Source organism: Leclercia sp. W17 (assembly GCF_003336325.1).
Classification (GTDB): Bacteria; Pseudomonadota; Gammaproteobacteria; order Enterobacterales; family Enterobacteriaceae; genus Enterobacter.
Genome location: NZ_CP031101.1, coordinates 4,384,173 through 4,400,055, shown reverse-complemented (window position 1 = coordinate 4,400,055; position 15,883 = coordinate 4,384,173). Strand labels below are relative to the sequence as shown.

At 56.6% G+C, this 15,883-nt stretch carries 14 protein-coding genes and 3 tRNA genes; 8 read left to right on the top strand and 9 right to left on the bottom strand.

Annotation, left to right across the window (positions count from 1 at the left end; all coding sequences use genetic code 11):
• Positions 1–182 precede the first annotated feature (182 nt).
• Positions 183–500: a quaternary ammonium compound efflux SMR transporter SugE gene (sugE, locus tag DVA44_RS21815; protein ID WP_014882209.1), complete on the top strand. Its 318-nt coding sequence runs from the start codon at positions 183–185 to the stop codon at positions 498–500.
• Here sugE and DVA44_RS21810 read toward each other — a convergent pair.
• The 5 genes from DVA44_RS21810 to frdA form a co-directional block, all read right to left on the bottom strand.
• Positions 497–1,027 carry a lipocalin family protein gene (locus DVA44_RS21810; RefSeq protein WP_114388115.1) on the bottom strand — a complete coding sequence of 177 codons (531 nt, stop codon included), beginning with the start codon at positions 1,025–1,027 and terminating at the stop codon, positions 497–499. The genes sugE and DVA44_RS21810 overlap by 4 nt on opposite strands.
• 87 nt (positions 1,028–1,114) lie before the next feature.
• The gene (frdD, locus tag DVA44_RS21805) at positions 1,115–1,474 is read right to left on the bottom strand and encodes a fumarate reductase subunit FrdD (RefSeq protein WP_039028426.1); all 360 of its coding nucleotides are present in this window, start codon (positions 1,472–1,474) and stop codon (positions 1,115–1,117) included.
• Positions 1,475–1,484: 10 nt separating this feature from the next.
• Positions 1,485–1,880 (bottom strand): fumarate reductase subunit FrdC, encoded by a 396-nt coding sequence (gene frdC, locus DVA44_RS21800; protein ID WP_103822986.1) that lies wholly within the window; start codon positions 1,878–1,880, stop codon positions 1,485–1,487.
• A gap of 10 nt (positions 1,881–1,890) precedes the next feature.
• Positions 1,891–2,625 carry a succinate dehydrogenase/fumarate reductase iron-sulfur subunit gene (locus DVA44_RS21795; protein ID WP_114388114.1) on the bottom strand — a complete coding sequence of 245 codons (735 nt, stop codon included), beginning with the start codon at positions 2,623–2,625 and terminating at the stop codon, positions 1,891–1,893.
• A complete protein-coding gene (gene frdA, locus DVA44_RS21790) occupies positions 2,618–4,408 on the bottom strand; it encodes a fumarate reductase (quinol) flavoprotein subunit (RefSeq protein ID WP_114388113.1) in 1,791 nt (596 codons plus the stop codon). The genes DVA44_RS21795 and frdA overlap by 8 nt, the downstream gene beginning before the upstream one ends.
• A gap of 309 nt (positions 4,409–4,717) precedes the next feature.
• Here frdA and epmA point away from each other — a divergent pair, with 309 nt between their 5' ends.
• Positions 4,718–5,695 (top strand): elongation factor P--(R)-beta-lysine ligase, encoded by a 978-nt coding sequence (gene epmA, locus DVA44_RS21785; RefSeq protein WP_103177957.1) that lies wholly within the window; start codon positions 4,718–4,720, stop codon positions 5,693–5,695.
• 81 nt (positions 5,696–5,776) lie between these two features.
• Here the strand turns inward: epmA and mscM are convergent, their stop codons facing one another.
• From mscM to rsgA, 3 genes are all read right to left on the bottom strand, one after another.
• Positions 5,777–9,100, bottom strand: a complete 3,324-nt coding sequence (gene mscM, locus DVA44_RS21780) for a miniconductance mechanosensitive channel MscM (RefSeq protein WP_114388112.1) — start codon at positions 9,098–9,100, stop codon at positions 5,777–5,779.
• A 17-nt stretch (positions 9,101–9,117) separates the two neighbouring features.
• Positions 9,118–10,086 carry an archaetidylserine decarboxylase gene (gene asd / locus DVA44_RS21775; RefSeq protein ID WP_114388111.1) on the bottom strand — a complete coding sequence of 323 codons (969 nt, stop codon included), beginning with the start codon at positions 10,084–10,086 and terminating at the stop codon, positions 9,118–9,120.
• 98 nt (positions 10,087–10,184) lie between these two features.
• Positions 10,185–11,237: a small ribosomal subunit biogenesis GTPase RsgA gene (rsgA, locus tag DVA44_RS21770; RefSeq protein WP_168191995.1), complete on the bottom strand. Its 1,053-nt coding sequence runs from the start codon at positions 11,235–11,237 to the stop codon at positions 10,185–10,187.
• Between the two features lie 107 nt (positions 11,238–11,344).
• On the opposite strand from rsgA, the gene orn reads away from it, so the two are divergent.
• The 4 genes from orn (at position 11,345) to DVA44_RS21750 (ending at position 12,490) form a co-directional block, all read left to right on the top strand.
• The gene (orn, locus tag DVA44_RS21765; RefSeq protein WP_114388110.1) at positions 11,345–11,890 is read left to right on the top strand and encodes an oligoribonuclease; all 546 of its coding nucleotides are present in this window, start codon (positions 11,345–11,347) and stop codon (positions 11,888–11,890) included.
• Positions 11,891–12,079: 189 nt separating this feature from the next.
• Positions 12,080–12,155, top strand: a tRNA-Gly gene (locus DVA44_RS21760).
• A gap of 151 nt (positions 12,156–12,306) precedes the next feature.
• Positions 12,307–12,382, top strand: a tRNA-Gly gene (locus tag DVA44_RS21755).
• 32 nt (positions 12,383–12,414) lie between these two features.
• A tRNA-Gly gene (locus DVA44_RS21750) sits at positions 12,415–12,490 on the top strand.
• Positions 12,491–12,760: 270 nt separating this feature from the next.
• Here DVA44_RS21750 and queG read toward each other — a convergent pair.
• On the bottom strand, positions 12,761–13,900 hold the full coding sequence (gene queG, locus DVA44_RS21745) for a tRNA epoxyqueuosine(34) reductase QueG (protein WP_114388109.1): 1,140 nt from the start codon (positions 13,898–13,900) through the stop codon (positions 12,761–12,763).
• Here queG and nnr point away from each other — a divergent pair.
• Positions 13,899–15,425, top strand: a complete 1,527-nt coding sequence (gene nnr, locus DVA44_RS21740; protein ID WP_114388108.1) for a bifunctional ADP-dependent NAD(P)H-hydrate dehydratase/NAD(P)H-hydrate epimerase — start codon at positions 13,899–13,901, stop codon at positions 15,423–15,425. The two genes, queG and nnr, sit on opposite strands and share 2 nt — an antisense overlap.
• Entirely contained in the window at positions 15,418–15,879 is a 462-nt protein-coding gene (gene tsaE, locus DVA44_RS21735) for a tRNA (adenosine(37)-N6)-threonylcarbamoyltransferase complex ATPase subunit type 1 TsaE (protein ID WP_103177963.1), read from the top strand. The genes nnr and tsaE overlap by 8 nt, the downstream gene beginning before the upstream one ends.
• The last annotated feature ends 4 nt before the right edge of the window (positions 15,880–15,883 follow it).

The window sequence follows — 15,883 nt, the reverse complement described above, 5'->3', positions numbered from 1 at the left end:
TTTCGCTGCGAATTGCGTCTATTTCCTGGCTTTAATGTCTCAACTATTGAATAAAACAAACGAGTTGAAAAAAGAAGTCAAGCTCTTCACAATAGGAAATTCTTATCCCTTACAGGACGACCTGTAAGCGTTTCTCTCATAGGGGACGGCCCCAGACTGTTATTTAAGTTAAGGAGCCTGAAATGTCCTGGATCATCCTTTTTATTGCCGGTTTACTCGAAGTCGTATGGGCCATCGGCCTAAAATATACCCACGGCTTTACGCGTCTCACCCCCAGCGTGATTACCGTCTCCGCCATGATTGTGAGCATCGTGCTGCTCTCCTGGGCGATGCGTTCGCTGCCTGTGGGAACGGCTTATGCCGTATGGACGGGGATCGGTGCGGTAGGGGCGGCCATTACCGGGATTTTACTGCTGGGCGAGTCTGCGAGCCTGGCGCGTATTGCCAGTCTCGCATTGATTGTTGCCGGTATTATCGGGCTGAAGCTCAGCACCCATTAATGGGTCTGCTCAACCCAGATAAGCTTACTGACATCAAATCCCTGACGCGTTGCGGAATCCAGTAACGCTTGTTTCATCTCATCTGAAATCGTCGGTGTGCGGGAGAGGAGCCACAGGTAATCGCGATCTGGCCCGCACACCAGCGCATGCCGGTAATCTTTATCCAGCGCAATCACGTTATAACCGCCATAAAAAGGGCCTATGAAGGAGACTTTCAGCGCTGCGGTATCAGACGCGCCGGTAAAGTACGCCTTGCCCGTCACCTTCTGCCACATGCCGCGTGCAGGATTGTAGCCCCGGTTGATCACCTGGATTCCCCCGTCTTGCATCAGGCTGTAATTCGCTGTCACTTTTTCCAGTCCACGTTCAAAACGGTGGTCAAAGCGGGCAATTTCATACCAGGTGCCAAGGAATCGCTGGACTTCAAAAGGACGAACAACCGTCACGCCCCGGGGTGGGGTAGGGGAGCTACAGGCAACAACCAGAAACGCAACGGTAACTGCGGCGATGACAGGCAGGATGCGCATAAGAATATCCTTACAGGATTTTTGTTAAGTGTAGAACCTGTCAGGAATTTTGCTCTCCCACCGGCAGGCGGGAGAGCGGGGGAGAGATCACATAAAGACCACGGCAACCAGCGTGACGACGCTCAGAATAGCCGCCAGACCGTAGAACACCCATTTACCGTTAGGCACGTGGATCTTCAGGTCATGCATGGCGTGATGGATACGGTGCAAACCGCACCACAGCGGTAGAACAATCATCAGGAAGATGAATACCCGACCAATAAAGCTGTGGGCAAAGGCCAGCACCCGCTCGTAGCTCAGCGCATCGCCAGGATAGAGCCCCAGCGGCAGCATAATGCCCACCAGCAGAATAATGACCGGCGCGATAATGGCGCACCACATGCCGCCTGCCCCAAAAAGACCCCAGAAGACGGGTTCATCAGAGCGTTTTGGATTTGGATTAATCACGATGGTCTCCTTACCAGAACAGGGCTACGCCAAGAATCACCACGGTTACCACCGCAGTCACCACCCAGAGTCCCTTAATGACTGGCTCTGGCCCAAGTTTTTCGTTTTTCACGATAATATTTGCTGCTTTTGGCGCCAGTTCAAACCAGGTTTTGGTATGCAACAGCGCCGCCGCCAGCACGATGATATTCAGGATCACCACAATCGGATTCTGCAGGAACCCGACGAAACCGGCCCAGGTTTCCGGACCGTGTTTAAGAGCAAACAGGCCGTACATCAACTCAATACTGAACCACACCGCCGGTACTGCTGTGCCTTCACGCAGCATATAGAAGCGATAAAACGGCAGATTTTTCCACCAGGTGGACGGCATTGGCCGTACATAGGCTTTGCGTTTAGTCGTCATCATGCACTCCTTAGCGTGGTTTCAGGGTGGCGATAAGAAAGTCTTTCGAACTTTCCACCTTACCCTGTTGGATCGCGGCGGCCGGATCGACATGCTTCGGACAGACTTCCGAGCAGTAGCCGACAAAGGTACAGGTCCATACGCCGTTCTGGCCGTTCAGCTGCGTCATACGTTCTTTCTTACCGTGATCGCGGCTGTCTTCGTTGTAGCGGTGCGCCAGGGTAATGGCTGCTGGCCCGATAAACTCCGGATTCAGGCCAAACTGCGGGCAGGCGGCATAGCACAGACCGCAGTTGATACAGCCGGAGAACTGATGATATTTGGCCATCTGCGCCGGGGTCTGTTTATTAGGCCCTTGATCCGGCGTGCGCGGGTTACCAATGATGTATGGCTTAATGGCTTCCAGGCTTTCGATAAAGTGGGTCATGTCGACCACCAGATCGCGCTCAATCGGGAAGTTAGCCAGGGCTTCGACCTTTAGCCCTTTCGGGTGTTCACGCAGGAAGGTTTTACAGGCCAGCTTAGGCACCTTGTTGACCATCATGCCGCAGGAGCCGCAAATGGCCATACGGCAGGACCAGCGATAGCTCAGGTCCGGCGCCAGATTGTCTTTGATGTAGCCCAGCGCATCCAGCAGGGAGGTCTGTTCATCGTAAGGGACTTCATAGAAAGCACTGTGCGGGGCGCTATCCACTTCCGGGTTATAGCGCACCACTTCGACTTTCAGGGTTTGCATCTCAGCCATTCGCCGTCTCCTTCTTATCGGCTGCTTCCGCTTCTGCACCGTAAACGCGTTTCGCTGGTGGCAGCGTGGTGATTTTCACGTCGCTGTAGTCCAGACGGGTCGTGCCGTCCGCATCGCGATAAGCGAGGGTGTGCTTGAGGAAGTTCACGTCGTCACGCTCGGTGCAGCCTTCGTCCAGACGCTGATGCGCGCCGCGCGACTCTTTACGCGCCATGGCGGAGTGCGCCATACATTCGGCAACATTCAGCCCGTGGCCCAGCTCAATGGTGTAGAGCAGATCGGTGTTGAAGACGCTGGAGGTATCCGTCACCCGCACGCGTTTGAAGCGCTCCTGCAGCTCAGCCAGCTTATCGATGGTTTTCTGCATCAGCTCCGGCGTACGGTAAATACCGCAGCCCTCTTCCATAGAGAGCCCCATCTCATCGCGGATCTTCGCCCAGTTTTCGCTGCCTTCCTGATTCACCAGATTTTTCAGGCGCTGCTCGACATCGGCTGCCTGCGCATCGAGCGCGGCGTCGTTAGCCACACCGGCGGCAGCGGCGCGCGCAACGGCCTGCTCCCCGGCCTGACGGCCAAATACCACCAGTTCCGCCAGCGAGTTTGAACCGAGACGGTTAGCCCCGTGCAGGCCAACGGAGGAGCATTCGCCCACCGCAAACAGGCCCTGAATGCGGGTTTCACACTGCTGATCGGTTTCGATACCGCCCATGGTGTAGTGCGCGGTTGGACGTACAGGAATCGGATCTTTAACCGGGTCGACGCCGACATAGGCTTTGGACAGTTCACAGATGAACGGCAGACGTTCCAGCAGCTTTTTCTCACCCAGGTGGCGCAGATCGAGGTAGACCACATCGCCGCGCGGGGTAGGGATGGTGTTGCCTTTGCGCCACTCATGCCAGAAAGCCTGCGACACTTTATCGCGCGGACCAAGCTCCATATATTTGTTCTTCGGCTCGCCCAGCGGCGTTTCCGGGCCCATGCCGTAATCCTGCAGATAGCGATAGCCGTTTTTATTGACCAGAATACCGCCTTCACCGCGGCAGCCTTCAGTCATCAGAATACCGGAACCCGGCAGGCCGGTCGGGTGATACTGCACGAACTCCATATCGCGCAGCGGAACGCCGTGCTGTAGCGCCATGCCCATTCCGTCGCCGGTCACAATGCCGCCGTTGGTGTTATAGCGGTAGACACGCCCGGCCCCGCCGGTCGCCATCACCACAGCATTGGCGCGGATCTGGACCAGCGTACCTTCCATCATGTTCATCGCCACCAGGCCGCGAGCCTGGCCGTCATCGACCAGAATGTCGAGGACGAAATGTTCGTCGAAGCGCTGGATCTGGGGGAACTGGAGTGACGTCTGGAACAGGGTGTGGAGCATATGGAAGCCCGTTTTATCAGCGGCAAACCAGGTACGCTCAATTTTCATGCCGCCAAAGCGACGCACGTTGACGCTGCCGTCATCCCGGCGGCTCCACGGACAACCCCACTGCTCAAGCTGGGTCATTTCTGTCGGGCAATGATGGACGAAATAATCAACGACATCCTGCTCGCATAGCCAGTCGCCGCCGGCCACCGTGTCGTGGAAGTGATAATCAAAGCTGTCATGATCCTGCGCGACGGCGGCGGATCCCCCTTCGGCGGCAACCGTATGGCTGCGCATTGGGTATACTTTTGAAATCAGGGCGATTTTAGCGTTCGGATTAGCCTGGGTCGCAGCTATCGCTGCGCGTAATCCTGCTCCGCCAGCGCCTATAATGGCAAGATCGGCTTGAAAGGTATGCACGACATTCCTCCAGATTTTTGATATTCGCATCACGACTACCCTGGGGTAGTGCAGGGCCCCGGAGGGCAAATGCGAAAGCGATTCCACTGCTCCTTTATGGGTAACGCAGTATAGCCGTAGGGAAAGAAGGGAAATTTGACGTGTTCGATTTTTTTGCGGTTATTTCCCTTCATTTATCACTGCAATTGATGAATTGCGTCACGTAATTATTGGAAGTTATGAAAACCCTAAAATTCACTGGGCAAAATTTGTCTCCGCCCTGGGTTGCGAGTAGACTTCGTCCCCTTGTCTGAAATCGGAGAAATTCTCATGAGCGAAACGGCCACCTGGCAGCCGAGCGCATCCATCCCCAATCTGTTAAAACGCGCAGCGATTATGGCGGAGATCCGCCGCTTCTTTGCCGACCGCGGAGTGCTGGAGGTGGAAACGCCCTGCATGAGTCAGGCGACGGTCACGGATATTCATCTGGTGCCGTTTGAAACCCGTTTTGTTGGCCCTGGTCACTCACAGGGGATGAATCTCTATCTGATGACCAGCCCGGAATACCATATGAAACGCCTGCTGGCAGCCGGATGTGGCCCGGTGTACCAACTGTGCCGCAGTTTCCGCAATGAAGAGATGGGGCGTCATCACAACCCGGAATTCACCATGCTGGAGTGGTACCGTCCGCACTATGACATGTACCGCCTGATGAACGAGGTGGACGACCTGCTGCAACAGGTGCTGGAGTGCCCGGAAGCCGAAACGCTTTCTTATCAGCAGGCTTTCCAGCGTCATCTGGAGATTGATCCGCTCTCGGCTGACAAAACGCAACTGCGTGAAGCGGCAGCAAAACTGGATCTCAGCAACATTGCCGATACCGAAGAGGATCGCGATACGCTGCTGCAGATGCTCTTTACCTTTGGTGTTGAGCCGCAGATTGGCAAAGATCGTCCGACCTTCGTCTATCACTTCCCGGCAAGCCAGGCGTCACTGGCGCAAATCAGCACGGAAGACCACCGCGTGGCGGAGCGCTTCGAGGTTTACTTTAAAGGTATTGAACTGGCGAATGGTTTCCATGAGCTGACCGATGCCCGGGAGCAGCAACAGCGTTTCGAACAGGATAACCGCAAGCGTGCCGCACGCGGCCTGCCGCAACAGCCTATCGACCACAACTTACTGGGTGCGTTAAAAGCGGGACTGCCGGACTGCTCCGGCGTGGCGCTGGGTGTTGATCGTCTGGTGATGCTGGCGCTGGGCGCCGAGCAACTGGGTGATGTGATTGCGTTTACGGTTGATCGTGCCTGAGATTTTGCCGGGTGGCGCTTCGCTTACCCGGCCTACGAATCCGTAGGCCCGTGCAAGCGAAGCGCCGCCGGGCATGCAGACTTACAAACTCCCCGCCGGGCGCTGCTTCGCAGCCGACGTCAACGTTCTTCCCGTCTTACGTCCGTCCAGCGTTTCCAGGCGCATCTGGAACGGTGGGAACGGCATATCGATACCGTGTTCACGGAAGCCCGCCAGTATCAGCTGGTGGATCTCATGACGCAGCGGCATACGATGGCCCATTTCCGCCGCGTAAATACGCAGTTCGAAAATCTGGATCCCCTGCTGTAAATCCACCAGGAACACTTCCGGCTCCGGGGTGCTGATCACCAGCGAGCAGCGCTCGGCCGCCGTGTAGAGGATCTGCGTCACCTCTTCGCTGTTGGCATCCGATGGTGCCGGCACGGTCAGGACCACACGCGTGACGGAGTCAGACAGCGACCAGTTAATAAACTGCTCGGTGATAAACGCCTTGTTTGGCACGATGATCTCTTTGCGGTCCCAGTCGCTGATGGTGGTGGCGCGGGTGTTGATTTTGGTGATGCTCCCGGTCAGATCGCGGATCGTCACGGTATCGCCAATACGGATCGGCTTTTCAAACAGGATGATCAGGCCGGAGATAAAGTTGGCGAAGATCTCCTGCAAACCAAACCCGAGCCCCACCCCGAGCGCAGCAACCAGCCACTGCAACTTCGACCACTCAATGCCGATCATCGAGAAGCCCACCAGCCCGCCAAAGAGCATCAGCAGGTATTTGGTGATGGTGGTGATGGCGTATCCGGTTCCTGGGGTCAAATCCAGATGCTGCAACAGGGCCAGCTCCAGCAGCGCCGGGAAGTTCCGGATCAGCTGGGTGGTGATGATGAAGACCAGAATGGCAATCAGGACTGCGCCGAGCGTAATCGGCTCCAGACTCTCCACGCCCTGTACCGTCGAGGTTACATCCCAGAGGGTGATGTTCTCCAGGAAGCCAAACGCCGAATGAATTTCCGACCACAGGAAGATAACGGAGAGCAGGGCGATCAGCATCAGGATGGATCGTACCAGCCGCAGTGACTGGGTACTGATGGCATCCAGATCCAGCTCCGTTTCATCGACTTCCACTACTCCTTCGGTGCTAAGCATATGGGCTGGCTCTTCTTCGCCGCGCGCACGCTGAGCAAGGATTTCGGCCCGGCGGTTTTTCGCTCGGTCGAAGGCCAGACGACGGCGCTGGATCAGCATCCAGCGGCGGATCACGTGGTAGACCACCAGCAGCAGGAACCAGATCGCTACAGACGTTTCGAGACGCGCCAGCAGCGCCTGAGCGGTGGCCAGATAGCCGACGGCGGCCGCGAGGATCGCCGCCAGCGGGGCGCCGAGCAGCAGATTCCACAGCATATGGTTGACCATGTTATCGCCGCTACCCTCTTTATCGAGGTAGAGCGGGATCCCGGCTTTCTTCAGGCTCAGCGTTACCACCGCCAGCGCACCGCAAATCAGCATAAAGCAGAGGCGACCCAGCGAGCCGGAAAACTCCCGATCGTTGAGGTTATCAAACATGATCAGCGCCATAATCAGCGGCACGATAAGCCCGATGCTCATCAGGTAGTAGCGCATGGCCCTCGCCACGCGATTACGCGGCCAGCCAAAGTGGGCGACAAACAGCCCGTTCGGGCGCGCGAAGGTGGCGCAGATCATCACCACCCACAGCAGCGGCACGGTAGCCGTTACCCCGAAACCTATCGCCACCGCCAGCGGGTATGGCCAGGCTTCGCGCAGGCCATAACCCAGGGTCATCCACAGCACCGGCAGCGGTGAGGCAACCAGAATCGACCAGAAAACCGTGCGCAGCGTGAGCCAGAAATGATCCTGTGTCACCTTGCCTACACGGGCGCTGGAGCGGTCAAGGAAGCGGGTGAAATGGCGACGCGAATAAATGCTGAATCCGACCAGGATCAGCGCCCCCAGCAACGGGAAAATCGTCTCCTTGCTGGTGAGCATCATAATGCTGGCTTTGCCAAGCTGGCTGAAGGTATCCAGCGAAATCAAGCGGCGCAGGTCCTGAACAATATCAATCGGCCAGGAGAAGGAGACGGGGCGCACGTCCGAGGTCCAGAACAGATAGCGGTGAGTTGCCTCGTTGACCTCTTTTAACGCATCTTCCAGCTGGCTGTTCGACACTTTCAGTTTGGTCAGTTCGAGCAGCAGCGTATCGCCGCCCTGCAACAGAGAGTTCAGCAGCTCGCGCTGCGTTCTCAGCTGGGCTTCCAGAATCCGGTTTTGTTCGGCGGTCAGCGGCTTGCCATCCGGCTGGTGGATCTGGCGCAACTGGGGCTGCTTATTCAGTTGATCTTCAAAGCGCAGACGCTGTACGCGCAGCTGTGCCATTTCGGTATCCAGCTGCTGCGGTTTTGGCATCTCGGGCAGACGGGCAACCTGAGCGCGCAGCGCCTCGCCCAGCAGATTCGACGAACCCAGCCACTGGGACTGTTCGAGAAGGGTATTAAGCGCCTGGCGCACCTGCAGGGTCTGACTGGTTGCCTGGCGTTGCTGCGAGGCCACCAGATCCATACGCTGCGCCTGCTGGTTAAGCGCGGCCGAAAGCTCCCGGTTGACTTTGAATTGCTCAACGATGCCGGAGGGTAGGTTCTCGCTGTTCTCCGCCAGCATCTCGGTGCTTTCCAGCGCCCGCTCAGCTTCACGCTGGCGCTGGCTATTGAGCTGATTGCGCAGCGCCTGAAGATAAGCGTCCAGCTGCTCACCCTGCTTTTTCGCCAGCTCAGAGCGCATACGGGCCAGCTCCTGACGGTTGTTAGCCGAGAGTTGCGCCAGCTCCAGTTCATCCACCAGGGCTTTTAATCTGGCGGATTCCGCCTGCATGCCGAGATTCTGTGCCTGGTTAAGGGGGGTATTGCCGGTTTGCGTTCCGGCCCGGCGTTCAACCTCATTGAGCTGGCGGCGGGCGTCGGTTTGCTGCTGTGGCAGCTGGTTCAGCGAGTCGGCGATATCCCGGGCACGCTCCTGCTCCTGCTGCGCCTGGCGGGTTTTTTCCAGTAGCTGGCTGCTGACCTGCAGGATTTCCTGGTTGAGCGCGTCAGAGGTTAAGCCCGCGGGCACCTGACGCGGCTCTTCACGGATATCGCTCAGCTGTGCGCGAAGGGTTTGAGAAAGTTTGGGGAAATTATCGATAACCTGCTGATACTGCGTAGCACGCTCAAGGGAGCCTTTACGCTCCTCAAGGGCGTTCAGCGCAGCCTGGAGCACCTCTACGGCTTCTGGCTGGGCGGGTTTTGCCGCCTTTGCCTGCTCCAGTTCTTGCGTGATTTGTTTGGTATCGGGGGCCGTCGCTGCGTAGGCCCCCATACTGAGGCACCAGGCCATCAGAAAAGTGATAATCAGGCGCACGTCAGTTTACCTTTTGCTTAGCTTACGTCTTTTTTATCGTCGACCAGTGGGCTGGCTTCGTGTTCGGCGGCAATCTCTTCCGCTGGCAGCGGCGCAGGCTCTGCATCCGTGGTGACGAAGGGCTCTGTTGATACCGCCAGCGGCTGGCCGAGCTTGGTCACGGACAGGCTTTCAAGCTGCTCTACCAGCTTCACTTTACCCGGCGCAAACAGGTTGATAACGGTGGAGCCGAGCTTGAAGCGGCCCATCTCCTGGCCTTTAAGCAGCGCCACGGAACCTTCGCTTTCGCCCGCAGGCCACGTCCAGCGTTTGATGATCCCTTCACGCGGCGGCGTAATGGTGCCCGCCCAGACCGTTTCGATGCTGCCGACAATGGTCGCACCCACCAGAATCTGCGCCATCGGGCCAAACTCGGTGTCGAACAGGCAGATAACGCGCTCGTTACGGGCAAACAAGTTCGGTACGTTTTGCGCGGTGAGGTGGTTAACCGAGAAGAGATCGCCCGGCACGTAGATCATCTCGCGCAGGATACCGTTGCACGGCATATGCACGCGGTGGTAGTCGCGTGGCGACAGGTAGGTGGTAGCAAACGTACCGTTGCGGAACAGATCCGCCATCAGGTAGTTACCGGCCAGCAGGGCCTCCAGGCTGTAGTTGTGGCCTTTAGCCTGCAAAATTTTGTCGTTTTCGATAGCACCCAACTGGCTGATCACGCCGTCGGCAGGCATTACCAGCACGTTCGGGTCAGTGTTCAGGGGGCGTACTTCATCGCGCAGTGGGCGGACGAAGAAATCGTTGAAGGTGCGGTAGCTTGCCGTATCCGGCTTCTGCGCTTCACGCATATCGACCTTGTAATATTTCACGAACAGATCGATTACCAGCTTAGTCAGCCAGCCCGCTCGTTTGCTTGCGCCCCAGCCCGCCAGGCGAGTGAGCCACAGTTTCGGCAGAATGTATTGAAGCGAAAGTTTAAATGAGTTTAACAAGGTAGCCTCCAGGCCATTGTTTTGTCGTTCCTGAGCCGGCTGTTAAACAGCCGGAACCTGAAAAAAGGGGACGATTTTAGCGACGCTTAGCTTAGTTGTCAGTCATCAGATTCAGAAAAGCTTTTACGCGTTTTTACCTGAGCCATGCTTTCGAGAATGCGGTGGTAGTTTTCAAAACGGGTTTCCGCAATTTCACCGTTTTCGACCGCTTCACGAATGGCGCAGCCCGGGTCGTTGTCATGCTTACAGTCGCGATATTTACACGCGCCTAAGTAGTCGTGGAATTCGACAAAACCGTTAAAGATTTGTTCCGGTTCAAGATGCCAAAGACCAAATTCACGCACGCCGGGGGAGTCGATCACATCGCCGCCGTGCGGGAAGTGATAGAGGCGTGAAGCGGTAGTCGTGTGCTGGCCAAGACCGGAGGTGTCGGAGACATCGTTAGTCAGGATCTCCTGCGGCAAGCCAAGCAGATTATTCAGCAGGCTGGATTTGCCCACCCCGGACTGGCCCGCAAAGATGCTGATGCGGTCGGTCAACGCCTCTTCAAGCGGCTTCAGGCCATCCTGAGTGCGGCTTGAAACCATCAATACGCGATAGCCAATCTTGCGATAGATATCCATCTGCTCGTTAACAAATGCGGTGCCTTCGGCGTCGAGCAGATCAATCTTATTCAGGACGATCAGCGGCTCAACCTGCAGGGTTTCACACGCGACGAGATAACGGTCGATAATGTTCAGCGACAGTTCGGGCAGAATGGCCGAGACAATGACAATCTGATCGATATTGGCGGCAATCGGTTTTACGCCGTCGTAAAAGTCGGGGCGGGTTAATACCGACGAGCGCTCGTGCACGGCTTCGACGATACCTTTCACCGTCACGCCTTCAGCAGCGGCTTTACCGGGGCGCCATACTACGCGGTCACCCGTTACCAGCGAGCGGATGGTGCGACGAATGTTGCAGCGGTGAACGTCGCCGTCGGCAGACTCCACATCAGCATGCATACCGAAGCGGCTAATCACGATGCCTTCCGCGGGCTCGCCAAACAGGTTGTCGTCGTAGTCGACCTTCTCTGAAGTGGTTTTAAGGCGGCGCTGATGGTTGGCTTTAACGCGGCGCTGCTGCCCTTTGGAGAGTTTATTTTTACTCAATCGTGCTGGCTCCTGGTCGCCCATATTGGGCAAAACCTCTATGATACACACTAATTAATAGTAGTTAACCTGCCACGGCCGGTTATGCGAGAAGGGTGGAAAATAACATGAGTGCAGATGAAAACAATCTGATTTGGATCGATCTGGAGATGACCGGGCTTGATCCCGAGCGCGATCGCATTATTGAGATCGCCACGCTGGTCACTGACGCAAAGCTGAATATCCTGGCGGAAGGGCCGACCATTGCCGTGCACCAGTCCGACGAACAGCTGGCGCTGATGGATGACTGGAACGTGCGCACCCACACCGGCAGCGGGCTGGTGGATCGCGTGAAAGCCAGCACCCAGGGCGACCGCGAAGCCGAGCTGGCGACAATCGAATTTCTGAAGCAGTGGGTACCGCAGGGAAAATCACCGATTTGTGGCAACAGCATCGGCCAGGATCGCCGCTTCCTGTTTAAGTACATGCCGGAACTCGAAGCGTATTTCCACTACCGTTATCTGGATGTCAGCACCCTGAAAGAGCTGGCGCGTCGCTGGAAGCCGGAAATTCTCGACGGTTTTAAGAAGCAGGGCACCCACCAGGCCATGGATGACATCCGTGAGTCAGTGGCGGAGCTGGCCTACTACCGCGAACATTTTATTAATTTATAAGCGATCTTTCCGGCAGGCGTGCACCTGCCGGGGCATAACGCTTTAAATCTGCACAATGTGACGAATATTGCAGCACTTGAACTAAATTTATAAAAAAACGCTTTTTGGGGGGTTGCAGCAGAAAGGATTTCTCGTATAATGCGCCTCCCGTAACGACAGAGAATTCATCGTTACGACAGCACAGATTTTGCGGGAATAGCTCAGTTGGTAGAGCACGACCTTGCCAAGGTCGGGGTCGCGAGTTCGAGTCTCGTTTCCCGCTCCAAATCTGTTCGCTGAGAAGTAAGACCACCAATCGCAGGATTTCAGGTTGCAACAAGGCGGCAACTGAACGAATCCTTAGGAGCTTACTAAAGTAAGTGACTAAGGTGAGTGAAGGCAGCTAACGCAGTGGCGGCTTGAAAGACGAAGATTAAGCGGGAATAGCTCAGTTGGTAGAGCACGACCTTGCCAAGGTCGGGGTCGCGAGTTCGAGTCTCGTTTCCCGCTCCAAAATTTGTTCGCAAAGAAGTAACACCACCCAAGCGGGAATAGCTCAGTTGGTAGAGCACGACCTTGCCAAGGTCGGGGTCGCGAGTTCGAGTCTCGTTTCCCGCTCCAAATTTTTTCTCCTCCTCCAGATATCCACCGCGGAAAGCCCCGCCGGGGACGACTTGTTTCATTTCTGACAAACTCTTCTTAACAGACTTATCCACAGGTTAATCTCTTTTTACCGAATATTCGGAAACTTCGCCTGATGAATAGTAACGTTTTAATGTCTTGAAATTTATAAAGAAAATTTCATTTCAAAATGTTAGCTCGATCACTTGACCAATAGCCAGAACCAGTCTCTCTCTGCCTTTTAATTTTTATTCACAGGCTGTGGAAACATCATGCATCTCTCGGGAGCCCCTTTTCGACGACCCTTACCAGCCTGAGTTTCTGCGGAGATTGCACCTCCACTACGCAGGCATTTCGTTTGGCGATCTGCTGCGCAACCGCCCACTCTATGTGTTCATCGAGAAGTGGGTGCTCACCTCGGCGACTTTCCAGCGCCCGGAGATTGGCTTCATTCCAGGGGGCATTTCCCAGCGCAACGGCGATATTACGCAGCCAGCGGATGTGACCAATACGGCGAATCGCCGATCCTTCCGTCACTTTCAGGAACCAGGCTTCGCTCCAGGCAAACAGCTCTGTCAGCGGCGGCGCGTGTAACGCCTTGCGCGGGCTGAAGTCGTCCTCTTCCGTTAGCTGTGAATAACGATTCCACGGGCAGATCAGCTGACAATCATCGCAGCCGTAAATGCGATTGCCGATTAACGGCCGAAACTCTTCCGGGATCGCCCCTTCCAGTTCAATGGTCAGGTAGGAGATGCAGCGGCGGGCATCGACGGTATAGGGCTCGACAATGGCGCCGGTAGGGCAGATGGTCATACAGGCCACACAGCGGCCGCAGCCTTCTTCGACCGGCTTATCCACCGGCAACGGAATATCCACCAGCAGTTCCCCCAGGAAGAAGAACGACCCGGCATCGCGGCTGAGGATAAGTGAGTGCTTACCTGTCCAGCCGAGCCCGGCTTTTTCCGCCAGCGGGCGCTCAAGAACAGGCGCAGAATCGACAAAAGGTCTAAAATTCAGCGTGGCGCACTGCTCCTGAATCATTTCCCCAAGCTTTTTGAGCCGGTTACGCAACAGTTTATGATAGTCACGCCCCAGGGCATAACGGCTGACATACCCTAGAGAGGGGTTCTTCAGCGTACTGGCAAAAGCGGCTCCGGTGGGAAGGTAGTTCATACGCACGCTGATCACGCGCAGGGTTCCCGGCAACAGTTCATGCGGGCGGGCGCGCATCATGCCGTGACGCGCCATCCACTCCATCTCGCCGTGGTATTGATTATCCAGCCATGCCTGCAATTTGGGCTCGCTGGCAGAGAGATCGGTATCGGTGATACCCACGTGTTGAAAACCAAGCTCAGCGCCCCACTGTTTAATGTTTTGCGCTAACTGATTGAGATCGAGGGGCTGTGACATGACGGACCATACTGTGAAGAAAAACCCCGCAAGTATACCACACTCTGTCTGGCCCGCGGACGACCTGCGGCGCGCCGAAAAAGAGGCGGCAGACAGTCTGGGCATTACCCTTTATGAACTGATGCGACGTGCGGGTGAGGCAGCGTTCACCGTTGCCCGTACCGCTTATCCGCAATCCCGCCACTGGCTCATCCTGTGCGGTCATGGCAATAACGGCGGTGATGGCTATGTCGTCGCCCGACTGGCACTTGCCGCGGGCATTACCGTTACGCTGCTGGCGACAGAGAGCGACAAACCGCTTCCGGAAGAAGCCACAAACGCGCGGCAAGCCTGGCTGGATGCGGCGGGGATTATCCACGCTGCGGATACCCCCTGGCCGGAAGGCATCGACCTGATTGTTGACGGCCTTCTGGGAACAGGTTTGCGCAGCGCGCCTCGCGACGAGGTTGCCGGATTGATCGCCCACGCTAACCAGCATGCGGCCTCCATCGTTGCGCTGGATATTCCCTCCGGGCTGGTTGCTCAGACGGGCACCACGCCAGGCGCGGTCATAAATGCCGACCATACGGTGACGTTTATTGCCCTTAAACCGGGCCTGTTGACCGGTAAAGCGCGCGATGTGGTGGGCACGTTGCATCATCACGCGCTTGGCCTGGAAGGCTGGCTCGCCGGGCAGGAGACCGCCATCACCCGCTTTGATGCCTCGCATCTGGCGCAGTGGTTGCCGCCACGCCGTCCAACCTCCCATAAGGGCGATCATGGCCGGCTGGTGATTATCGGCGGCGACCATGGCACAGCGGGCGCTATTCGTATGACCGGCGAAGCAGCACTGCGCACGGGGGCTGGGCTGGTGCGCGTCCTGACCCGCCGCGAAAATATTGCCCCGATCGTTACCGCCCGGCCTGAGCTGATGGTGCATGAACTGACGCCGAAGGCGCTGGATGACAGTCTGCAATGGGCCGATGTGGTGGTGATTGGCCCCGGTCTCGGTCAGGAGCCGTGGGGGAAAGAGGCACTACGCAAGGTCGAAAACTTTCGCCATGCGATGCTATGGGACGCTGACGCGCTGAACCTTCTGGCAATCAACCCGGATAAACGTCACAATCGCATCCTGACGCCGCACCCCGGCGAGGCCGCGCGGCTGCTTAACTGCAGCGTTGCAGAAATTGAAAGCGATCGCTTACATTCTGCCCAGCGTCTGGTAAAACGTTACGGTGGTGTTGTCGTCCTGAAAGGCGCCGGTACCGTCGTCGCCAGCGAGAGCGGAGAGGCAGGCATCGTGGATGTCGGCAATGCCGGAATGGCGAGCGGCGGAATGGGCGACGTGCTTTCCGGTATTATTGGCGCGTTGCTTGGACAGAAACTGGCGCTTTATGATGCCGCCTGCGCAGGCTGCGTCGCGCATGGTGCAGCAGCCGATCGGCTGGCTGACCACTATGGCACGCGCGGCATGCTGGCAACCGATCTTTTTGACACGCTAAGGCGTGTCGTTAACCCGAAAATAACTGACGTAGAAAATGATTAATCGCGTGATCCCTTTACCCGACGAACAAGCAACTTTAGATCTCGGCCAGCGCGTGGCGCAGGCCTGCGAAGGCGCAACCGTCATCTATCTGTATGGCGACCTTGGCGCGGGTAAGACCACCTTTAGCCGGGGCTTCTTACAGGCGCTGGGGCATCAGGGTAATGTGAAAAGCCCGACCTACACGTTGGTCGAGCCCTACACCCTGGAAAACCTGATGGTCTACCACTTCGATCTCTATCGCCTTGCCGATCCTGAAGAGCTGGAATTTATGGGGATCCGTGACTACTTTGCCAACGATGCCATTTGCCTGGTCGAGTGGCCGCAGCAGGGTACCGGTGTGTTACCTGAACCCGATGTTGAAATTCACCTGGAGTATCAGGCGCAAGGGCGTGAGGCCCGCGTGACTGCTCTCTCCGCATCAGGAAATTCGATACTGGCGCGTTTAGCCGGTTAAGTTA

Excerpts from the sequence above, each read along its gene's own strand:
- nnr (WP_114388108.1), top strand. The coding sequence starts at position 13,899 with ATGACGGACCATACTGTGAAGAAAAACCCCGCAAGTATACCACACTCT.
- frdC (WP_103822986.1), bottom strand. The coding sequence starts at position 1,880 with ATGACGACTAAACGCAAAGCCTATGTACGGCCAATGCCGTCCACCTGG.
- epmA (WP_103177957.1), top strand. The coding sequence starts at position 4,718 with ATGAGCGAAACGGCCACCTGGCAGCCGAGCGCATCCATCCCCAATCTG.
- DVA44_RS21810 (WP_114388115.1), bottom strand. The coding sequence starts at position 1,027 with ATGCGCATCCTGCCTGTCATCGCCGCAGTTACCGTTGCGTTTCTGGTT.
- DVA44_RS21795 (WP_114388114.1), bottom strand. The coding sequence starts at position 2,625 with ATGGCTGAGATGCAAACCCTGAAAGTCGAAGTGGTGCGCTATAACCCG.
- tsaE (WP_103177963.1), top strand. The coding sequence starts at position 15,418 with ATGATTAATCGCGTGATCCCTTTACCCGACGAACAAGCAACTTTAGAT.
- queG (WP_114388109.1), bottom strand. The coding sequence starts at position 13,900 with ATGTCACAGCCCCTCGATCTCAATCAGTTAGCGCAAAACATTAAACAG.
- sugE (WP_014882209.1), top strand. The coding sequence starts at position 183 with ATGTCCTGGATCATCCTTTTTATTGCCGGTTTACTCGAAGTCGTATGG.
- orn (WP_114388110.1), top strand. The coding sequence starts at position 11,345 with ATGAGTGCAGATGAAAACAATCTGATTTGGATCGATCTGGAGATGACC.